This is a genomic window from Allobosea sp. 05T433 (genome assembly GCF_056396065.1).
Map to the genome: position 1 here is coordinate 183,551 of NZ_JBFTKS010000011.1, position 18,850 is coordinate 202,400.

The window sequence follows — 18,850 nt, forward strand, 5'->3', positions numbered from 1 at the left end:
TATCGTCGGATTGCTGCCGCCGGGCGAGCAGTCCGTCGCGAGAGCGGACGGGAGTATGCCATGCCTGCAGCCGAGCCGAGGACGCCCCTGACCATCCATCTGAGTGCTGCCGAACTGACTGCGCTCGATCGCTATCTGCGGGAAATCCAGTCACGTCGATCGCGTGAAGAGGCTGTCGCCGAGATTGTGGCGCGCTGGGCGACGGGGCAGGGGCTGTTGCCTGATCCGAACGACAAGGACGGGCTTGAGCTGGACGAACTCAACGCCAGCAATGACGCCTAGGATCGCGCCGGCACTAAGGGCGTGGCCGTGCGCGTACGGTTCCGTCCGGCGTTCTTGGCTGCGTACAGAGCCTGATCCGCGCGGCCGATCGCATGTGCGAGCGTCTCGCCACGGCGAAGCTCGGCAATGCCGAAACTGCACGTCACCGTCCGATCGGGCGGCAGCCTGGGAAACGAGATCCTGGCGATTTCGCCCCGCAGGCGTTCCGCGAAATGGAAGGCTTGTTCTGCGGTCGTATCTTTGAGCAGGATGACGAATTCTTCGCCTCCCACGCGACCGACGGCATCGTTGCTGCGAACGGCGCTCCGGATGGAGGCTGCAATCGCGATCAGCACGGCGTCCCCGGCCGCGTGGCCATAGGCGTCGTTGATGCTCTTGAAATGATCGATATCGCAGGCGACGACGCTGAGCACCAATGGATGACGCGCCGCGCCCAGAGATTGAAACCGGCCTTGCAGGCCGCGCCGGTTCAACGCCCCCGTGAGCGGATCGGTATCGCGCTCCTTGCGCAGCCGGGCCGTCACATCCAGCCCTATGACGAGGAGCAGCCCAAGGCCCATCCCGACCCCGAAGACCGAGGCACTGAATTGCACCCAGGTCCAGAATCCGGACTGCAGGAACCCCGAAGCGGATGTTGCCGCGGCCAATTCGCTCGTCAGCAGCGTACGCAGGAAGAAATGCAGGCCAAACACCAGAACCAGCCAGAAGATTATCCTGTCGGTCGCGCTTCCCCGAGCAAGCGACCGCATGATCCAGGCGGCTGAGACGATGATGCCGCCGAGGCCGAAGCTCACGATATGGATGCGCACGATGAGGTTGCGGTCAATGTAATAGAAATAGCCGAGCGCGCCCATCACTGCGGCAAACCAGATGGTGAGGAACCAGCGAGAAGGGCGCCGGCCGGAGCGCACCATCACGCCAGTCACGAAGCCCAGCGTGCCGGAAACATAGAGCATTCCGTACAGCATCGTGTTCAACCCGAAATCGGCTGGAGTCCGTGTTGTCTGGACGAGCATCCCAAGGCCAAAGGCCAGGAACGCATGCGCAAAATGGAGCAGATACCAGCTTCGGCGCTCGGCCAGCCAGACGGCGCAGAAGGTTGCTGCGAACAGAAACAGAATGGCCGTTGGTACGAGATTCACGATGATCTGACTGCAGAGGCTGTCCGGTTCGAGATGCTGCTGCTCTCTACTGCCCCTGGGTAAACAATTCGCCGTCGCCGGATGTTCTGTCTGGCTCGCGAGCATCACTATCGGGGAGGGCGGCGACCCCAGAAGCAAGGGAGTGCGACGGCCCACGAAGGTGCTGAAATTGATCATCCGCCGGCCAGTTGCTACGGGAGCGCATGCCTGATGATCCCTTTCAGACCGTCGCGGAGCGGACCCTGCAGCGAGCCGATGTGGCAGCTCTCTCTGAGCTGCGCATACCGCACCATGTGATCGCGTGCGATCTTGATGAGGCGGACCTGTCGGGGCTCGATCTGTCGGGTTGGCTCTTCGAACGGTGCAGCCTCAAGCGCGCGAAGCTGAGAGGTACGAAACTCGAGCGGGTGCGATGGCTCGGCTGTCGGGCGGCCTTCGCAGATTTCATGGGGGCCGATCTATCGGACGGCCGGGTTCAGTCGGGAGATTTCAACAACGCCGTTCTGCGCCGGACGACACTGGTCTCGGCGTCCTTCGCGGGCTGCAAATTGACTGGCGCGGATTTGTCCGAAGCAAGGGCATTGGACTGCCGGTTCGAGGAGGTCCTGCTCGTCAGCGCGAAGCTTCCGTCGTTCAGCTTCCGCAAGACCACGCTCAGGAAAATCGATTTTAGCCAGTCGGACCTGAGGAAATGCGATTTCCGGGATGCTGTCTTCGAGGATTGCAGTCTGATGGATGCGGCACTGACCGGCTCGCGCTTCGAGGGGGCTGATCTTCGTGGCGCTGATCTGGGCGGACTGAGGCTGGTTGACGCCACGCTCTTTCGCGGCGCCACGATCTCTCGCCAGCAGGCTGGCCAGCTGCTCGCGGAATTGGGCTTGAAGGTGCGCTAGGGGGGCAGCCTCCGTGGGGCATCTCGGGGAAGTGTCGCCCTAACGTTCCCGGGGACGCCAGCGCCTCGGGCTGCTGCGGGGCTCCCTTCGATCGGGAGCCTTGAGAGCGTCACACAAGGATGTTTAGGCGGGGTATGAACGCCTTTCTTACTCTTGCCGTTGCCATCGTCGCCGAGGTCATCGCCACCTCGGCTCTCAAAGCGTCGGAGGGGTTTTCAAAACTGGGACCCACGGCCGTCGTTGCGATCGGATATGGCGTCGCGTTCTACTTCCTGTCACTCACCTTGAGGAGCATGCCCGTCGGGATCGCCTATGCTGTCTGGTCGGGCGCAGGTATCGTCCTGATCTCGGCGGTGGGGTGGTTTGCGTTCGGCCAGAAGCTCGATCTCTGGGCGGTGGTCGGAATGGGCCTGATCGTGACGGGCGTCCTGGTCGTGAACATCCTCTCCTCCTCTGGCGGGCATTGAGCGCTTTTGCGGCCTGGCTAATTTGGCGCCCTGGCGCGCGGCCATAGCGCCAATACCAAGCATCCACTAGTATAGGGGCAACGGGATCACCGGTTTGCCGCCCGCAAACAGTGCCGTCACTTATGTGGTTGTGTTCGGATGCCAAAATCCCCACGACGAACAGCGATGGCGATTTCACCCAGCACCAGACGGGACCAAGAACGTTGAGACTGCTCGCGCGCCTCTTTCAGAGATTCCTCGTTCTCTGCCTGGGCGTCGTCAGCGTTTGGCTGATCGTCTTCGTCATTTTCGATACGGCAGACCACAGGCTGCCATGGATCCTGGCGGCAAGCCTGACCTACGGTCTGGCTGCCTATGTCATTTTGCCAAACGTGGTTCGAATGGGCCTGAAGGTTCTTCACCGCAGATTGATCCCCCGATACACGATCACCGGAGATGGTCTGCCCGGAGACCCTGTAAACCTCGTCCTCATCGGCACTCTTCAACAACTGCGCGATGCGTTTGCAGCAGCGGGCTGGTCGACGGCCGATCGCTTGGGGATAGCCAGCTCCTGGCGAATGATACGAGCGTTTCTGCTGAACTCGACCTATCCGACCGCTCCTTTCAGCACCCTCTATCTCTTTGGACGCAGGCAGGACATCGGCTTCCAGGAGCCCATCGACAACAGCCCGCGCAAGCGCCATCACATCCGCTTCTGGGCGCTGAGCCTCGCCCATTCCGAGGACGATATGACGGGAGCGAGCTTCTGGTTGAATACCGATAAGCCAGCGACCGACCGGCCTGTGTTATGGGTCGGCGCTGGTACCCGGGACACTGGGCTATCTCTGACCCGGCTGACGTTCCAGGTGACCCATGCGACCGATTCCGACACGAATGCGGAGCGCAACTACATAGTCGCCCAGTTGAAGGCAAAGCAGATGATCGGTGATGTCGTATTGCATCAATCCGGTACACGTTTGCAAACCGGAAAGGTCAACCACTACATTACCGATGGCGAGATCGCCTTCGCCAGCCTGATCGTGAACTGAACTGAACGGAGCGCTGCGCTCTCGCTGCTTTCTCCTGGGGCGGGCGCAACGAAGCCGGCAATCGAGTTCGAAACCGCATGTGCGCAGAACGTCGATGAGGATCGCGCAACCAGCCAAGTTCTGGATTGCGGTCTCAGTGGTCGCCTTGGTTGCGCTGGTGCTGTTGCGCCAAATCCTGCTGCCGTTTGTGGTCGGCGCTTTGCTTGCCTATCTGCTCGTCCCGGTGGTCGACAGAATGGAACGGTTCGGCATGAATCGTTCCCTTGCAGCTCTGACCGTCTTCTTGCCGCTGGTTGCGGGCTTCATTGCCTTTCTCCTGGTGATGCTCCCGGCCATCATTGGCGAGTTCCGATTTTTCGTTGAGGAATTCCCCCGCTACCTCACGCGGCTCCAGTCGCTCGTGAGCGATGCGAGCGGCCCCTGGCTGCACAATGTCATGGGCGGCGAACTCCACCTCGAGCAATCCCCCGCCGATCTCGCCAAGTCGATGGGTAGCAGCTGGCTCGACAGCTTCCTTCGCTCGTTATGGTCAAGTGGGCTGGCCCTGGTTTCCCTTCTCTCGCTGCTCGTGGTGACGCCGATCATCGCCATCTATCTCGCCATCGACTGGCACCGCATGATGGCGGCGGTCGATGGCTGGTTTACCCCGGCGTATCGCGACGATGCTCGGGCACTGGCGCGCGAAATCCACGATACGATCGCTGGCTTCGTGCGCGGCCAGGTGGTCATCTGCTTCGTTCTGGCCGTGCTTTATGCATCAGCCCTGAAAGTGGTCGGGCTCAACCATGCCATTGTGATCGGGCTCACCGCCGGTCTCATCAGTTTTGTTCCCTATTTCGGCGCGGCGACGGGGTTCTTCGTGGCGGCCTGCGTTGCCCTGGCCCAGTTCTGGCCGAATTGGGTGCCTGTCGCTGTCGTGGGCGGCATCTTCATCGTCGGAGAAATGCTTGCCGATTATGTGCTGTCACCGCGCCTCATCGGCCGTCGGGTCAACCTCAACCCGGTCTGGATGATGTTCGCGCTGTTCGCCTTTGGATGGCTGTTCGGCTTCATCGGCGTGCTGCTGGCGATACCACTTGCGGCATCGCTGGGTGTGATCCTGCGTTTCGCGTGGCGGCGGTCTCTGGCAAGCTCGGGGCATCAGGCCCCAGACAGGCCTGGCTCAGAATGACGAGAAGGCCGGGACAGGATCGATAAGCGGCGTGGCCTGTCGCCGAGGATGACGGCGAACCGGGCCTGTCCCATTTGGACCAATCGCGCGGCGCGATTTTCCGCGCCTTCTTCAAGCGTTCCTGTACGAAGAAGCGGAGCTTCAGTGCTGGGCGAAGGCCGCAGCCAAACACGATGCCGGGCGTTCGACGGCTTAGGCCCATGGCCAGCATCCGCAGCGACAGTCAATAATGCCGTCTGCAACCCGACATCTTGATCGCACTGCGACGGCGGACAGGAGACGCCGCTGCATGCGCACATGCAGCCGGAACGGATTTACGGTCAGGCCACAGATTTGGGCTGAAATCGAGCGCGCCGCCAACGTGGGATACATGACGGGGCAAGCCCGCTCACATCCATTGAACGATCATCCCAGGCCCTAGCTGGTGAATGTCGATCTCCGCATCGCTCAGGCGGCGCTGCAGCTTCAGTTTGAAGTTGGGCAACAAGGCAGAATGATTGGCCAATAGTGCGACGGCGGCCTCGCCTGATTCTGCTGCGACGAAGAAGACCTGGCGGGCGCTGTCGCCCTCCGACGTCACTTCGATCTGGAATGCCTTCAAATCCATGGACCCCACCCCTGCCTCGCTGACGAGGCGGTAGCACGCTCCTCAACTCGCAGCCACCGACCGACGCTCCGATCTTTGCATCGCTATGTATGGCTGGGGCGAATTGGGATGAAAATTAGAGCCGCAAGGGGGAGCGCATTTCGCTATTTCAATGCGTTACAGCAAGGAACGGCTGGCAAGCATAAGTGGCGGAAGGGGTGTCTTTGGGGGAACGATTTCCGACGATTTCCCACGTTTTCCGATTCGTTCTTTCCCTTGCAATCTCAATTGGTTGATCCCATCCTTTCGTTTCCGTTCGTTTCCGTCCATTTCAACAATTGGGGGGAACGAGCGGGGGACGAAAGGGTTCGAATCCCGGTTGAGAGAACGATGCCGCTGCGCCAAAAAGATCTTGCTGACCTACCGCCTGGAAAATATCACGATTCGGGCCGGCTCGGAACGCCGGGGCTGATCCTGCTAGTCAAGCCGACCGGAACGCGCTCGTTCGTCTGCCGGTTGTCGATCGCTGGCAAGCGCGTCGAGATCGGCATCGGCTCGCTGCGCGATACGCCGTTGAGCCTCGCCCGCGAACGTGCGCTGAAAATGCGCCAGCGCGTCCGCGACGGCGAAGACCCGCGGCGGGATCGGGCGACAGCCATTGCCGCAGCGACGACATTCGGCGAAATTTTCGAGGAAGCATGCCAAGCCCGCGAGGCGGCAAGCGACGGCAAGCATGTGGCGCAATGGCGCAACAGCGTCGAGCAGCACGCGCTGCCGACGCTGGGCAAGGTGCCGATCGGCCAGATCGACGCCGCGCTGATCGCCGATGCGCTGACGGCGATCTGGAAAAGCAAGCCCGAAACCGGGCGGCGGGTCTTGCAGCGCATCGGGACAACGCTGGAACTGGCGCGCGCCAAGGGGCTGTTTCATGCGCCGTCGCCGCTTCCGGCCGTGCGCGTCTTGCTGGGCAAGCAAGGCGACACGGTAAAGCATTTCGAGGCGATGCCGCTCGGCGATCTGCCCAAGTTCATGAAGCGGCTGGCGGCGTTGAAATCGCCGTCCGCGCGGGCTTTGGAGTTCACCATCATGACGGCGGCGCGATCTAAGCCAACGCGGTTGCTGGAGTCCGGTCAGATCGAGGGCGCGGTCTGGACCGCACCAGCCGAGAACATGAAGGGCGGTCGCGCGCATCGCACGCCGCTCTCGACGCAGGCGCTTGCAACTCTGGCGGCGGCGAAACGCTTCAACGGCAAGCCCTATCTGTTTGCCGGCAACGGCGGCAAGACGCCTCTGTCCGAAATGGCGATGGCCGAATGCCTGAAAGGCCTTGCGCCGGGCGTGACGGTCCACGGCTTCCGAAGCTGCTTCAACGATTGGTGTCGTCGCGAGGGCGTTGCGCACGACCTGCAAGAGCGGGCGCTAGCGCATATCGAGGAAGACAAGACGCGCCGGGCCTATGCGCGTGACGATCTGCTGGCCGAGCGCGCGCCCGTCATGCAGGCATGGGCCGATTTTATCTGCGGCGGCTAAATCCGGATCAAGGTATATCCACAAATTGTGGATGCCGCCTCACAAGATGTGGATGTGATTAGTCCACAAAATGTGGATCAACTCGGCCGGACGAAATAAGCAACGATGGGAACTTGTAAAATATAAAAAGTAGGTTCAACGTGCGTTCCGGTGTTCAACCCCCGGAGTGCTGGCGATGTCTCAGATCCATGATGCTGAGAACGTTACCCGTTTGTCCCATCCCACGCGGTTCGGCGCGCTGCCGCCAGAGGGCTATGTCGGTGCGCCGGTTGTCCGAGAGTTTTTTGGCGGGATCAGCATCACAACGCTCTGGCGGCTGTTGAAGCTCGGCGTCATCCCTGCGCCCGACATTAGCGAGGGGAAGATCCGGCTTTGGGATGTCGCGAAGCTGCGCGCCGCCCGCGTCGGCAAGCCGGGTTCCCGGCGCAAAACTCGTCCCGAAGCCGCCTCAAAATGAAAACCCCCGCAGCTGAACGACAGCGCGCGAGGGTTTTCAGGTCCGCCACAACGCGTGGATTCTAGCTGACGCGCACATTGCTGTCGAACCAGCTGCGGCCAACCCGATCGGGAAGGCCGGCCGATGCACGGCACATCAAGCGGGTTCACTGAAAGTGACATTGCTCGCGCCCGCGCCATCCGCATCGAGGATATCGCCGACAAGCGCGGGATCGTACTGAAGCGGATCGGCGCCGAATGGGTCGGGCCGTGTCCGCATTGCGGCGGCACGGATCGGTTCGCGATCAAGCCCGCCAGCCAGGAGTTTCACTGCCGGGGCTGCGACTATGGCAGTGGCGGCGCGATCGACTTCATCATGTGGCTCGACGGCGTTGGCTTCCGTGAGGCGGTCGAGATCCTGAACGGCGCGCCTTCCGGCCCGCGAACCGAAAGCCCGCGCCGCGACCAGCAGTCCCGCAAGCCGCCGCCCGACGAGGGCGACGACGCCGAAAATACCGAGCGAGCCGGCAAGATCTGGGATCAGGCCAAGCCGATCGAGGGGACGCTGGGCGAGGATTACCTGAACTGGCGCGGGCTCGATCTGCCAGACGATGACCGATCGCTCCGGTTCTCGCCGTCGCTGATTCACAAGCGATCGGGCGAATCGTATCCGGCGATGGTGGCCGCCGTGCATGACGGTGACGGCCAGTTTCGCGGCATTCACCGGACATGGCTTGCCAGCGACGGCCAAGGCAAAGCGCCGATCAAACCGCCCCGAATGACGCTCGGACCCTGGAAGGGCGGCGCCATCCGTCTCGCCAAGGCCGGCCCGGTTCTGCTGCTCGCCGAGAGCATCGAGGATGCCTTGTCCGGGATGCAGGCGACCGAGCTCCCGGCCTGGTCGGCCGTGGCGGCGGGTGGTTTCGGCTCGGTTGTGCTTCCGCCGATCGTGCGCGAGGTGATCGTGCTCGCGGATAACGACGAGGCAGGCGACAAGGCGGTGCTCGCCGCCGGGCCGTGGTTCGAGTCGCAGAGCCGCACCGTCCGCGTTGCTCGCCCGCCGCATGGCATCAAGGATTTCAACGATCTCTGGCGGACGGATAACGGGCGGGATGCCGTAACCGAGTGCATCGACAGGGCACATCCATGGCGCGCCGATCGCGCGGCGGCCGGCCTGGAAAGCGATGATCTGCTGGGGGAATGGGACGCGGGCGCCGACGACAAGATTCCGCCGCCGCGCGGCTGGCTGCTCGGCACCTCGTTCTGCCGCGGCTTCGGCAGTTCCCTGCTGGGCGACGGAGGCGTCGGCAAAACCGCGCTCCGCTATGCGCAGGCTTTATCGTTGGCGACCGGCAAACCCCTGACCGGCGAACGTGTCTTCCAGCGCGCCCGCGTCCTGATCGTCTCACTCGAGGACAGCGAGGACGAACTGCGCCGCCGCATCCGGGCCGCGCTGATCCATCACGGCATCGACCGCGGGGAGATCAAGGGCTGGCTCTTCCTGGCGGCGCTCGGCGCGAAGGGCGGCAAGCTGATGGGCGTCGACAAGAAGGGCCATCCCGTGCCGGGAACCTTGCCCGCGAAGCTCGAACGCGCCATCACGTCACGCCGGATCGACCTGGTCATGCTCGATCCGTTCGTGAAGGCGCACGCGGTCAACGAGAACGACAATAACGGCATCGACCAGGTCGCCAGCCTTCTCTGCCAGATGGCCATCAACCTCGATATCGCGGTCGACGTGCCCCATCACATGAACAAGGGGCCAGGCGACCCCGGCAACGCCAGCAAGGGCCGCGGAGCCTCCGCGCTGAAGGATGCGCTCCGGCTGGTCCGCACGGCCACGGTGATGACGTCAGAGGAGGCCAGGGCGTTCGGGCTGGACGAGGCCGAGCGGCGCAGGCTGATCCGGATCGATGACGCAAAGCTCAACATCGCCCCGCCGGCCGAAGCGACATGGTTCCGGCTGGTCAGCGTCCCGATCGGAAACGGCAACGAGTTCTATCCGAGCGGTGACCATGTCCAGACCGTCGAGGTGTGGATTCCGCCCGATCTGTTCGCCGGTCTCAGCGTCCCGACGATCAACAAGATCCTCGACGAGATCGACGATGGCCTGCTCGATGGCAACCGCTACAGCAGCGCGCCGAACACGGACCGCGCGGCTTGGCGGGTGGTGCAGAAACACTGCCCGCAGAAAACCGAGGGACAGGCCCGCGAGGTAATCCGGATCTGGCTCAAATCCGGCCTTCTGTTCGCGAAGGAATACGACCACCCGACCAACTGGAAAAAGGTCAAGGGACTCTGGGTCGACAACCTCAAGAGGCCATCATGAACGACCTGCCATTAGGCCAATTTCAATGGCAGGTTAATGGCAGGAAACGGCCAACTGCCGTTATTAATTGGCCGCCTATAATATCAATGGCGGGTTGGAACCCGCCATCATTGATCTTTCAATGGCGGCCAACGGCGCAACGTCGGCGAGATGCCCGCGCAGATTCCGCTCTGCGACTGCACGCATCAATCATCCGACAGCACCAACCAATCAGGAGGCGTGACATGAACCGCCATCAACGACGGGCCGAACAGGCCGAGGCGCAGAAACGGGGCTATCACGAACGAATGGCGAGCCAGGCCGAGAGCCTGCGCTCAATCGGGCTGGTCGGTCCCGGAAGTCTCACGCATTTCATCATCCGACACGATGATTGGTGTCCACGGCTGCGCGGCGGGCAATGCCTCTGCCATCCCGAGATCAGTTCGACGCCCGACTTCCCGCATCACCTGTACCGGAAGTGACGGCGCCGGCCGGCTCGACCTGGCGGGGCGGATCGAGGCCGGGGGGGGCGGTCAAAAAGGTCCGGGGGTGGGCCTCTCGAACCAATCCGTGGCCAATCGTTCGCGCGAACGCAAAAGAAAACCTGTTTTTGGCCAACAGATATTGCATTAATGCAAGATCAGGTGTCGGCCAGGTCAAATTGGGGCACATGAGATGCCAACAGGAAGGCCACGCAAGCCATCCGAGATCCGCCGCCTCGAGGGCAACAGGTCATGCAGACCTATTCCGAACTCGGTCCGCTTGCCGGCCAGACCAATGCCGCCGGATCATCTGAGCGATTCCCAGAGGGAGCTCTGGCGGCAGATCGAGAAATCCGCGCCGCCAGGCGTTTACACAAGCGCCGATTCCCAGGCGCTCGAGCGCATGGCGATTGCCTGGGATCGATACAGGCATTGTCAGCGCGAAATCGAGGAAACCGGCTTCTATTCGATCGGCTCAATGGGCCAGCGCGTCGTCTCGCCGGCCATCCGGATCCAGGCCGAGGCCGAGAAGGCCATGCACAGGGCCGGCGAGGTTCTGGGGTTGAGCCCGGTTGCCAGAAGCCGGATCGCACAACCGGACGGGATCGAGGACGATCCGTTTGAAATGCTGCTCGACCATTCCGGCTACCGGCCGCCCAGCCCGGCCGCCAAGAAGTTGAGGGTGATCCGGTGACGGACCGGCCCGAGATCGATTTCCGCGCCATCATTGCCGGCATCGAGCAGAGCGGCCTGCGTCGTGCGGACATTGCCCGATCGCTGAAGGTTTCTCGGTCCTGCATCACCCGGCTCGCCAGCGGAGAGCACCAGTCGCCGTCGTGGCCGGTCGGGCGGGGATTGATGTCCCTGGCCGAGCGCCGCGCGCCGTCCTTGCTGAGTCAAAACGCCGCGGCTGTGTTTGCCATAGGCAACAAAACTTGACTCATAGTCCCGCGCGTCAACCGGGACGCGCACCGTGCCCATCATCAAAACCGGCGAACAATCCCAGGCTGATCCGTTCGAATTCGTCATGTCTGACGAGAGCGTCGATCGTGTCGGGGACATCATCGAGGTGCGCGGCTGGCAACTCGCCGAGTTCAAGAAAAACCCGATCGCCTTGTACGGGCATGATTCCAGCGCGCCGCCGATCGGCACATGGGAAAACGTCCGCGTCGAGGGCAAGCGCCTGGTTGGCCGGCTCAAGCTGGCCGCGGCCGGAACCTCCGCCTTCATCGACACTTTGAGAAGCCTGCTCGAGCAGCGCATCCTGCGCGCCGTCAGCGTCGGTTTTCAGCCGCTCAAGGCCGAGCCGATCGACCGCGAGCGGCCCTATGCCGGGCAGCGCTTCCGCAAGCAAACCTTGCTCGAGTGCAGCCTGGTTGCGGTTCCCGCCAACCCGGCCGCGCTCGCCATCGCCAAACATCTCGATCCTCAAGATCGCACGCGCCTGTTCGCCGAGTCTGGCGAAGGGACGGGCCGCGTCGGTAGGGCCGCCGGGACCGCGCATCCCGGCGGCCTCTTTCCCGCAAATCCAGCACGAAGAAAGGGCGCGGCCATGTCGGTCAGCGAACGGATCTCCGCATCGCAGCAAAACCTAACGACCCTGCGTGATCGCCAGCGCCCATTGGCGTTGCGCGTCAACGATCAGCTCGATCTGAGCGACGACGAGGCGGCTGATTTCGATCGGCTCAATGCCGAGATTGCGGACGAGGAAAAGACCCTGGACCGGCTGCGCGCCACTGAGCGGGCCTTGTCCGAGCGCCTGGTCCCGGCCGCGCCCGTGTCGCGCCAAGCTGCTCCGTCCTATTTCGGGGCCGGGCAGCGCTCGACGGCCAAGGCCGGCAGGCCGATGGATCTGCTTGTGAGGCTCGGCGTGTGCAGCCTCGTCAGCCACGTCAAGCGCCAGCCGATCGAGCAGGTGTTAGTGCAGCGCTATCGCGATCATGAGGATCTGGCGGCGGTGACGCGGGCCGTCACCTCGCCGGCCATGACCGATGTGGTCGGTTGGGCGGCCGAGCTCGTTGACACGGCGATTGCCGACTTCATGGAAACCCTGATGCCGGTGAGCGCCTATGCGCAACTCGCGCCGAAGGGTGCCAGGTTTAGCTTTGACCGCAACGGCGCAATCAAGATCCCGCGCCGCAACCCCGGCACGAATGCGCCTGGTGATCTCCGCGGGGCGTTTGTCGGCGAGGGCCAGCCGATCCCGGTCCGGCGCGGCTCAACCGCCAGCCTGACGCTGTTTCCCTACAAGATGGGCGTGATCTCGACCTATTCCCGCGAGATCGCGGCGCACTCGACCCCGGCGATCGAGGCGGTGATCCGGCAAGGCATTACCGAGGACACCGCGATCGCGCTCGACACCGCGCTTCTGGACAGCAATGCGCTGATCGCAGGCGTGCGGCCGGCTGGCCTGATGAACGGCGTAACGCCAACCGCCGGAGCGGCCGGCGGCGATGTTGCCGCGGTGATCAAAGATATCTCCGCGCTGGTCGCGCCGTTTGTTGCGGCCAACGCCGCGACGGGCATCGTCATTCTCGCCAATCCGAGCGACGTGGTCAGGCTCGGATTGCTGGTCAACGCGCTCGGCGCCTTCGTTTTCCGCGATGAGATCAATTCCGGCTCGCTGCTCGGATTCTCGCTGATCCAATCGACCAACGTCCCGGCCAAGACGCTGATTGCGGTTCGGGCGGTGGATTTTGCTTCGGCGACCGGCGATGCGCCGAGTTTCGATATCTCGGACACTGCGACGATCCACGAGGAAGACGGGGGTTATCCGGTCAATCAGGCCATGCCCGATCCGGCGGTTGCACCCGGGCCGCTGCCGATCGCGACCGGCGCGGCCGGCGCTGGCGTGGTCGCAACGCCGGTTCGCTCGCTCTGGCAAACCGCCTCGATCGGCATGCGGATGCTGCTCGATGTGTCGTGGGGCATGCGCCGCGCCGGCATGGTTCATGCCGTGAATGCGATCACCTGGTGAACCGGCTGGCGCTTCCGGCCCGTCAGCCCAGCGAGCGCCAGTGAACTCCGGGCCAGCGTTTCACACCACGCGCTGGTCCGGCCTTTCAACTCATGAAGGGCAAGGCCAATGCCGACACTTCACGTCCTGCGCGGCTCCTACCGGGGCCAGTTGATCGAGATGGACGACGCCACGTCTGCGGCGGCCTTGGCCGATGGCTGGGGGACAGATCCGGCCGAGCCGGTCCCGCTCGCCGAAGGCACGGACCTTTCGCAAACGCCTTATCCGGATTCGCTGCTCGAGTTTGAAGCGACGGGCAAGGTCGAGCCGCCCGATCCGCCGGAGGGCCGCGCCAGGTCACGCAAGACGGCCAGCCGCGATGATGACGAGTAAGAATCTCCCGGTCTGGATCTATGCCGGGCCGCTCGCCGGCACGGTCGTGGTCCTGATGGAGCAGGACGCGCTGTTCGCCGAGGCCGAGCAGTTCGGCGAGATCCTGCGCGACGGCAATCCAAAGAACGGGGTTTCCGGCGAGCGCCACCCGGCGGCGGAAGCCTTCTACGCCGACCGCCAGGCGCAGGTTTATCGCGACCGGCAGATGCGGTCCCGCGCGGTGGCGGCCGCGGGCCGGAGCCGGTCAGGCAAGGCGAAGGGCAAGCCATGACCGTGCACCCGTTCCCGCCCGCACCACTACCGCCCAGGCCGGGCCTGCTCGCCAGGCTCGGCGCATGGCTCGGCCGCTCCACAAACTGGAGCTCGCGGCCTGGTCCGCTGGCCGGGCCGGTCGCGGCCACATCCGAGGGGCTGATCTCGTTCAACTGGCCGCTGAACTTTGGCCAGGTCGGCTATGATCCGGTGCGTGGCGAGTTGAACAGCGTCGTCTATGCCTGCATTGCGCTTTATGCCCGCACGATCGCGCAGTTGCCCGGCCATCACATGCGGGCGCTCGAGAACGGCGGCACGGAAACAATCAAGACCTCGGCCCTGTCGCGGATCTTGCGCAAGCCGAACGATTATCAGAGCCGTTCCGATTTCATGTTCAATCTCGTCACGAGCCTGCTCGATGACGGCAACGCCTATGCGCTCGCGCTCCGGAATGGCGCTTATCAGCCCGATTCCCTGCATCAGCTCAGTTCGCGCAACACGCGCCCGCTGATCTCTCCGGACGGCGAGATCTTCTATGCGATCGGCTCCAATCAGATCATTGAAGCCCGGCCGGATTGGTGGGCCGATCCGATGCGCCCGGCCGAGGGCCGTCACTATGTGCCGGCGCGCGACATCCTGCATTTGCGCGCCTGGTGTCCGCGTCATCCCCTGATCGGCGAAAGCCCGCTGATGGCGGCGGCCGTGCCGATCATGGCACAGGCGCAGGGGCTCGGCTCGATGGCCGCCTATTATCGCAACATGGCCAGGCCGAGCGGCGTGTTGCAGACCGATCTGATCCTGTCGAAGGAACAGGTTGTCGAGCTTCGCGAACGCTGGAACGAGCAGGCATCCGGGGCCGCGATCGGCGGGACGCCAATCCTGACGGCCGGGCTGAAATGGCAGGCGGCCGGCGAGATCAACGCGGCCAACGCCCAGATCGCCGAACTGCTCAAGTATTCAACCGCCGACATTGCCCGCGTCTTCGGTGTTCCGCTCGCCATGATCAACGACATGACCGGCGCGACCTACAACAACACCGAGCAGTTGATCATGACATGGCTGCGTATGGGCTTGGGGTTTTACCTCGAGCACATAGAACTTGCCTTCGACAAGCTGTTCGAGATCGAGCGCTCCGACGATTATTGCGAGCTCGATATCCGCGCGTTGCTCCGGCCGGACTTCAAGACACAGGTCGAGGGCCTGGCGAAGGCCGTCACGGGCGGGCTTTACGCGCCGAACGAGGCCAGGCGCGAATTGTCCCTGCCGGCGGTCGAGAACGGGGACGAGCCGCGCGTGCAACAGCAAATGGTGCCGTTGTCATGGGAACCGCCGGCCGCCCAGCCGCCGGCCGATCCACCTCCGGACGATCCCGCGACGGACGACGAGGCGGAGCCCGAACCGGAGGATGTCAGCGATGGCCGGTGACATGGTGCGCGATGGCGGGGCCGTGGCCGCTGCCGGCCAGCAGATCACGCGGCTACGCGCGGCGGCGCTGCTGCTGCAACGGAGCTATGCCGGGCGGATCGCGGCGGCCAGGACGCCGGCCGAGAAAACCGCGCTCAAGGCCGAGATCGCCAACCGCATCCGGCAGATGGCCGTCGACGGGACGCCGTCCGCGCCGCTGGCCGGTCCGTCGATCGCGAATGACGTGGGAGGGGGCTGAACCATGGCGATCGGCAAACTTGACGTTCAACTCGGATTAGACACGGCCGAATTTACGGCCGGCGCGGCTAAGGCCGAGCAGTCGATTACGAAGCTCGGCGTTGCGCTCGCGACCATGGCCGGGACCGCGGCCGGAAACCTGATTGGCGGCGCAATCGCCAAGGGCATTGACGCGATTGCCAACTCGGCGCGCGAGTCCCTGAAAGCCGTCGAGGATTTCGCCAACGCCGCCGTTAGCATGGGCGCGGCCGGCCAGGCGCAAGGGCTGCAAGCTCTTGCGAGCGGGATCAACGCGCTCGGCGTTTCATCGAAGACGGCGCAAGAGCAAGTCACGACATTTTCGGGCGCGCTCAAAGACGGAATGATGGGAGAGGCGACCAACGCCACACGCGCGTTGGACAAGCTCGGCGTTTCGATTACGACCGCATCCGGCGCATTGAAGCCTCAAGCGCAGATCATGCAGGAGGCGATCAACAAGCTCTCAAAATATCAGGACGACGCCTTCAAGGCGGCCGCGGCACAGGAGCTCTTTGGCAATAACGCGGCGGCCAATGCGCAACTGATGACGCAAACCGGCTCGGCGATTACCGATGCGGCGGCGGCCGCGGCCGCGAGCTCCGCGGCCTGGACGGCGCTTTCCGGCGAGCTCGATCGCGCGCAAAAGGCGACACAACCGCTGATCAATGCGCTTTCTCAGGGCTTGGCCGAGGCCGCGCAATTCACCGTCCAGGCCACAATGGCGATGGGCGAGGCTCTATCCGGACCGCTGCTAAAGGCCTTCGATCTCCTGTCCAGCACGGCCGACACAACCGGAAAGGATGTTGGGGACGCAATGGTGACGGCCGGCCAAATCCTGGCCGGCGCGGGCGCGGCGATCATTAGCGTGATTGCGTCGGTGATTGCTGCTTTCTCGGAACTGGCCAAGGCGGCCTATGCGGCCGGCCAGGCCGTGGCGGCGGCGCTCAATAAGGATTTGGCCGGTGCCGCCGAGGCTGGTGGGAGGGCATTGGATGCGCTCGGCAAGAGCGGAACCATCGCGTTGAACACCGTCACGGTGGCAACGAACGAAGCGCTCTCCGCGGGCGAAAAATACGCCAAGTCGATGGTCGACCTGAAAGACAAGGCGGCCGCGGCGGGCAGGGCGCTAACCGGAACGGCGAGGGCCAGGCCGTCGATCGGCTCGGTTGACGCGCCAAAGAAGGGCGGCGGCGGCAAGGGCAGCGGCGGCAAAACCGATCTCGAAAAGGAGATGGAAGCGCTCGAGAAATATGCGGAGCTCGTAAAGAACGCGGCCGATCCGCAACGCGTGTTCACGGCCGAGATGGAGAAATTCAACAAGGCCGCCGCGGCCGGGTTGCTGACGATGGATCAGTATGCCGTCGCGGTTTCKATGGCGACGAAGAAGATGGAAGCGGCGGCCAAGTCTTCCGGCCTGGCAACGCCGATGCTCGACTTCAAGAAGGGCATGAAGTCCTGGGGCGACGAGGTTGCGAGCTCGCTCTCCGACGCKATCATCGAGGGCGACAACCTGAATGACGTGTTCAAGAACCTGATCAAGTCGCTGGCCAAAATGGCGCTCGAGTTGCTGGTGCTGAAACCGCTGATGCAATCGATCACGAGTGGCCTGACCGGCGGCGGGCTGGGCTTTGGCGGCCTGGCCGCGCCGATGGCGGGCGCATCATCCGGCTATGACGCGCTCGGCCGAGCCGTCCCGACGACCAACGCACTCGCCTCCGGCATCCTGTATCCGCGCGCGCCGAGCGGCCGCGCTGCGACCGGCGGGCCGAGCAAGATCACCAACAACATCGGCGATATCTCGATGCAGATCACGCCGGAGGGTGGCGGTGTTACCGGCGACACCAACCAGGGCAAGCAATTTGGCGAGCGCGTGCGGGCGCTGATTCAACGCGAGATGGTCCAGCAATCGCAGCCTGGCGGGCTGCTCCGGGCGAGGTGATCATGGCCGAACTGTTCCGCACCTCGATCGACAGGACGGCACTGCCGGGCGATCTCGTCCCATTGCTGAAATCGCATTGCCGCGTCGAGTTTAGCCGGGACGATCTGTATCTCGAGACGGTTGCGGCCCGCGCCATCGATCTGTTCGAGCGCCTGACCGGCTGGCTGGTGTTCGGGCGCCTGTACGACTGGACCGTCACGATGGAACAGGGCGCGCTCGCCGGGACGGCCTGGCGCTGGCCGGCTCCGGTCGCGCCTTTTACCGGCTTCACGGCCTTCGATCAGGCGGTCGACGTGTCGGGCCAGTATCGGATTGTCGCCGCCTCGCCGGATCTGGTCGGCCCGGCCTGGCTCGAGCGCGCAAGCGGCCAGCCGGACGCCGTTCCGGTGCTGACCGCGGCGAGCGGCTATGCCAGCGCCGACGAGCTCCCGCCAGGCGTGCTCGACTTCGTCCTGCGCTCCGGGGCCTGGCTCTACGAGTACCGCGAGGCCGGAATGATGCCCGGCGCGGACATGCTGGCCTATGGCAACTCGTTGCTGGCCGGCCAGTGGGTGCCGCGGGCATGACGATGATCCTTCACATCGTCATCGAACCGCTCAAGCATGGCCGCTTCTGGCGCGTCTATCACGATGGGGCGGTGCTGCTACAAAGCGAGCGCACCCCGTTCTGTGCTGCCGCACGCGAATTCGTCCGGCGCGGCTATCCGCCCGAAACCCGGCTCACCATGGCCCATCTCGGCAAGGCTGGAATTACGCTCAGCGGGCCGCTCGGCAAGGCGGCCGGGCTGACAGTCTGGGAGGAACCATCCACGCGCTTCGCCCCATACCAACCTTTTGAGGACGAAGGGCTGATTGCGGTCGAGCGGCATCGCGCTGGGCGGTCAAGACGGGATTCCCCGCTACCACATACCGGCCGGAGCAAAGAGGCGGCCCAGGGACACCGGGGACCGCGCGCATGAAAGCCGGAACGCTCCGCGACAGGATCAGGATCGACAAGCCCGTCGCCGGGACGGACACGGTCGGCGGCGCGGTCAAGGCATGGCAGGAAGTGGCAACAGTCCAGGCGGCGATCTATCCCGGTGCGGTCGGGCGCGAGGCGGCGCTGGCCGGGACCGACTTTTCGGAAGTCTCCGCCTCGATCCGCTTTCGTGAGCTCCCCGGCGAGATGCCCGATCCGCTCTGGCGCTTCACCGACATCGATCGCGGCGCGGTCTATTCGGTTGTGGCCCTGCAACGGTCCAGGCTGGCGAACGAGTGGACGGCGTTCTGCAAGATGGGAGGCGCAAGACGCCCATGAACAGGACCGG

At 64.0% G+C, this 18,850-nt stretch carries 22 protein-coding genes; 20 read left to right on the forward strand and 2 right to left on the reverse strand.

Annotated elements, in window-relative coordinates; all coding sequences use genetic code 11:
* Positions 1-60: 60 nt before the first annotated feature.
* Positions 61-282 (forward strand): hypothetical protein, encoded by a 222-nt coding sequence (locus AC1DGP_RS17455; RefSeq protein WP_113517628.1) that lies wholly within the window; start codon positions 61-63, stop codon positions 280-282.
* Here AC1DGP_RS17455 and AC1DGP_RS17460 read toward each other — a convergent pair.
* On the reverse strand, positions 279-1,601 hold the full coding sequence (locus tag AC1DGP_RS17460) for a GGDEF domain-containing protein (protein ID WP_476775389.1): 1,323 nt from the start codon (positions 1,599-1,601) through the stop codon (positions 279-281). The two genes, AC1DGP_RS17455 and AC1DGP_RS17460, sit on opposite strands and share 4 nt — an antisense overlap.
* Before the next feature lie 26 nt (positions 1,602-1,627).
* Between AC1DGP_RS17460 and AC1DGP_RS17465 the strand changes: the two genes are divergently transcribed.
* The 4 genes from AC1DGP_RS17465 (at position 1,628) to AC1DGP_RS17480 (ending at position 4,983) form a co-directional block, all read left to right on the forward strand.
* The gene (locus AC1DGP_RS17465; protein WP_476775388.1) at positions 1,628-2,317 is read left to right on the forward strand and encodes a pentapeptide repeat-containing protein; all 690 of its coding nucleotides are present in this window, start codon (positions 1,628-1,630) and stop codon (positions 2,315-2,317) included.
* Between the two features lie 134 nt (positions 2,318-2,451).
* Complete coding sequence (locus AC1DGP_RS17470) at positions 2,452-2,784, forward strand: SMR family transporter (protein WP_476775387.1); 333 nt, start codon at positions 2,452-2,454, stop codon at positions 2,782-2,784.
* Positions 2,785-2,987: 203 nt separating this feature from the next.
* Positions 2,988-3,812 (forward strand): LssY C-terminal domain-containing protein, encoded by an 825-nt coding sequence (locus AC1DGP_RS17475; protein WP_476775386.1) that lies wholly within the window; start codon positions 2,988-2,990, stop codon positions 3,810-3,812.
* Positions 3,813-3,948: 136 nt separating this feature from the next.
* A complete protein-coding gene (locus tag AC1DGP_RS17480; protein ID WP_476775385.1) occupies positions 3,949-4,983 on the forward strand; it encodes an AI-2E family transporter in 1,035 nt (344 codons plus the stop codon).
* Positions 4,984-5,371: 388 nt separating this feature from the next.
* Here the strand turns inward: AC1DGP_RS17480 and AC1DGP_RS17485 are convergent, their stop codons facing one another.
* The gene (locus AC1DGP_RS17485; RefSeq protein WP_441480139.1) at positions 5,372-5,590 is read right to left on the reverse strand and encodes a hypothetical protein; all 219 of its coding nucleotides are present in this window, start codon (positions 5,588-5,590) and stop codon (positions 5,372-5,374) included.
* 369 nt (positions 5,591-5,959) lie between these two features.
* Between AC1DGP_RS17485 and AC1DGP_RS17490 the strand changes: the two genes are divergently transcribed.
* The 15 genes from AC1DGP_RS17490 (at position 5,960) to AC1DGP_RS17560 (ending at position 18,840) form a co-directional block, all read left to right on the forward strand.
* Positions 5,960-7,099, forward strand: a complete 1,140-nt coding sequence (locus AC1DGP_RS17490; RefSeq protein WP_476832334.1) for a tyrosine-type recombinase/integrase — start codon at positions 5,960-5,962, stop codon at positions 7,097-7,099.
* A gap of 175 nt (positions 7,100-7,274) precedes the next feature.
* Positions 7,275-7,556, forward strand: coding sequence for a hypothetical protein (locus tag AC1DGP_RS17495; protein ID WP_476832335.1), 282 nt, complete (start codon positions 7,275-7,277; stop codon positions 7,554-7,556).
* 123 nt (positions 7,557-7,679) lie between these two features.
* Positions 7,680-9,863 (forward strand): AAA family ATPase, encoded by a 2,184-nt coding sequence (locus AC1DGP_RS17500; protein ID WP_476832336.1) that lies wholly within the window; start codon positions 7,680-7,682, stop codon positions 9,861-9,863.
* Positions 9,864-10,087: 224 nt separating this feature from the next.
* Entirely contained in the window at positions 10,088-10,324 is a 237-nt protein-coding gene (locus tag AC1DGP_RS17505; protein ID WP_476832337.1) for a hypothetical protein, read from the forward strand.
* A 295-nt stretch (positions 10,325-10,619) separates the two neighbouring features.
* The gene (locus tag AC1DGP_RS17510) at positions 10,620-11,018 is read left to right on the forward strand and encodes a phage terminase small subunit P27 family (protein WP_476832338.1); all 399 of its coding nucleotides are present in this window, start codon (positions 10,620-10,622) and stop codon (positions 11,016-11,018) included.
* Positions 11,015-11,263, forward strand: a complete 249-nt coding sequence (locus AC1DGP_RS17515) for a helix-turn-helix domain-containing protein (RefSeq protein WP_476832339.1) — start codon at positions 11,015-11,017, stop codon at positions 11,261-11,263. The genes AC1DGP_RS17510 and AC1DGP_RS17515 overlap by 4 nt, the downstream gene beginning before the upstream one ends.
* Positions 11,264-11,297: 34 nt before the next feature.
* Complete coding sequence (locus AC1DGP_RS17520) at positions 11,298-13,301, forward strand: phage major capsid protein (RefSeq protein WP_476832340.1); 2,004 nt, start codon at positions 11,298-11,300, stop codon at positions 13,299-13,301.
* 108 nt (positions 13,302-13,409) lie between these two features.
* Positions 13,410-13,673 carry a hypothetical protein gene (locus tag AC1DGP_RS17525; RefSeq protein ID WP_476832341.1) on the forward strand — a complete coding sequence of 88 codons (264 nt, stop codon included), beginning with the start codon at positions 13,410-13,412 and terminating at the stop codon, positions 13,671-13,673.
* Entirely contained in the window at positions 13,660-13,944 is a 285-nt protein-coding gene (locus tag AC1DGP_RS17530; RefSeq protein ID WP_476832342.1) for a hypothetical protein, read from the forward strand. The genes AC1DGP_RS17525 and AC1DGP_RS17530 overlap by 14 nt, the downstream gene beginning before the upstream one ends.
* Entirely contained in the window at positions 13,941-15,350 is a 1,410-nt protein-coding gene (locus AC1DGP_RS17535) for a phage portal protein (protein WP_476832343.1), read from the forward strand. Before AC1DGP_RS17530 ends, AC1DGP_RS17535 begins: the two co-directional genes overlap by 4 nt.
* The gene (locus AC1DGP_RS17540) at positions 15,340-15,588 is read left to right on the forward strand and encodes a hypothetical protein (RefSeq protein WP_476832344.1); all 249 of its coding nucleotides are present in this window, start codon (positions 15,340-15,342) and stop codon (positions 15,586-15,588) included. Before AC1DGP_RS17535 ends, AC1DGP_RS17540 begins: the two co-directional genes overlap by 11 nt.
* A gap of 3 nt (positions 15,589-15,591) precedes the next feature.
* Positions 15,592-17,544, forward strand: a complete 1,953-nt coding sequence (locus tag AC1DGP_RS17545) for a hypothetical protein (RefSeq protein ID WP_476832345.1) — start codon at positions 15,592-15,594, stop codon at positions 17,542-17,544.
* 2 nt (positions 17,545-17,546) lie between these two features.
* The gene (locus AC1DGP_RS17550; protein ID WP_476832346.1) at positions 17,547-18,110 is read left to right on the forward strand and encodes a hypothetical protein; all 564 of its coding nucleotides are present in this window, start codon (positions 17,547-17,549) and stop codon (positions 18,108-18,110) included.
* Positions 18,107-18,502 (forward strand): hypothetical protein, encoded by a 396-nt coding sequence (locus AC1DGP_RS17555; protein ID WP_476832347.1) that lies wholly within the window; start codon positions 18,107-18,109, stop codon positions 18,500-18,502. Before AC1DGP_RS17550 ends, AC1DGP_RS17555 begins: the two co-directional genes overlap by 4 nt.
* The gene (locus tag AC1DGP_RS17560; protein WP_476832348.1) at positions 18,499-18,840 is read left to right on the forward strand and encodes a head-tail adaptor protein; all 342 of its coding nucleotides are present in this window, start codon (positions 18,499-18,501) and stop codon (positions 18,838-18,840) included. Before AC1DGP_RS17555 ends, AC1DGP_RS17560 begins: the two co-directional genes overlap by 4 nt.
* Positions 18,841-18,850 lie beyond the last annotated feature (10 nt).

Coding starts and splice junctions, on each gene's coding strand:
- AC1DGP_RS17455 (WP_113517628.1), top strand. CDS start 61: ATGCCTGCAGCCGAGCCGAGGACGCCCCTGACCATCCATCTGAGTGCT.
- AC1DGP_RS17500 (WP_476832336.1), top strand. CDS start 7,680: ATGCACGGCACATCAAGCGGGTTCACTGAAAGTGACATTGCTCGCGCC.
- AC1DGP_RS17510 (WP_476832338.1), top strand. CDS start 10,620: ATGCCGCCGGATCATCTGAGCGATTCCCAGAGGGAGCTCTGGCGGCAG.
- AC1DGP_RS17550 (WP_476832346.1), top strand. CDS start 17,547: ATGGCCGAACTGTTCCGCACCTCGATCGACAGGACGGCACTGCCGGGC.
- AC1DGP_RS17490 (WP_476832334.1), top strand. CDS start 5,960: ATGCCGCTGCGCCAAAAAGATCTTGCTGACCTACCGCCTGGAAAATAT.
- AC1DGP_RS17470 (WP_476775387.1), top strand. CDS start 2,452: ATGAACGCCTTTCTTACTCTTGCCGTTGCCATCGTCGCCGAGGTCATC.
- AC1DGP_RS17535 (WP_476832343.1), top strand. CDS start 13,941: ATGACCGTGCACCCGTTCCCGCCCGCACCACTACCGCCCAGGCCGGGC.
- AC1DGP_RS17505 (WP_476832337.1), top strand. CDS start 10,088: ATGAACCGCCATCAACGACGGGCCGAACAGGCCGAGGCGCAGAAACGG.
- AC1DGP_RS17540 (WP_476832344.1), top strand. CDS start 15,340: ATGGCCGGTGACATGGTGCGCGATGGCGGGGCCGTGGCCGCTGCCGGC.
- AC1DGP_RS17560 (WP_476832348.1), top strand. CDS start 18,499: ATGAAAGCCGGAACGCTCCGCGACAGGATCAGGATCGACAAGCCCGTC.
- AC1DGP_RS17530 (WP_476832342.1), top strand. CDS start 13,660: ATGATGACGAGTAAGAATCTCCCGGTCTGGATCTATGCCGGGCCGCTC.
- AC1DGP_RS17485 (WP_441480139.1), bottom strand. CDS start 5,590: ATGGATTTGAAGGCATTCCAGATCGAAGTGACGTCGGAGGGCGACAGC.
- AC1DGP_RS17555 (WP_476832347.1), top strand. CDS start 18,107: ATGACGATGATCCTTCACATCGTCATCGAACCGCTCAAGCATGGCCGC.
- AC1DGP_RS17460 (WP_476775389.1), bottom strand. CDS start 1,601: ATGATCAATTTCAGCACCTTCGTGGGCCGTCGCACTCCCTTGCTTCTG.
- AC1DGP_RS17525 (WP_476832341.1), top strand. CDS start 13,410: ATGCCGACACTTCACGTCCTGCGCGGCTCCTACCGGGGCCAGTTGATC.
- AC1DGP_RS17495 (WP_476832335.1), top strand. CDS start 7,275: ATGTCTCAGATCCATGATGCTGAGAACGTTACCCGTTTGTCCCATCCC.
- AC1DGP_RS17465 (WP_476775388.1), top strand. CDS start 1,628: ATGCCTGATGATCCCTTTCAGACCGTCGCGGAGCGGACCCTGCAGCGA.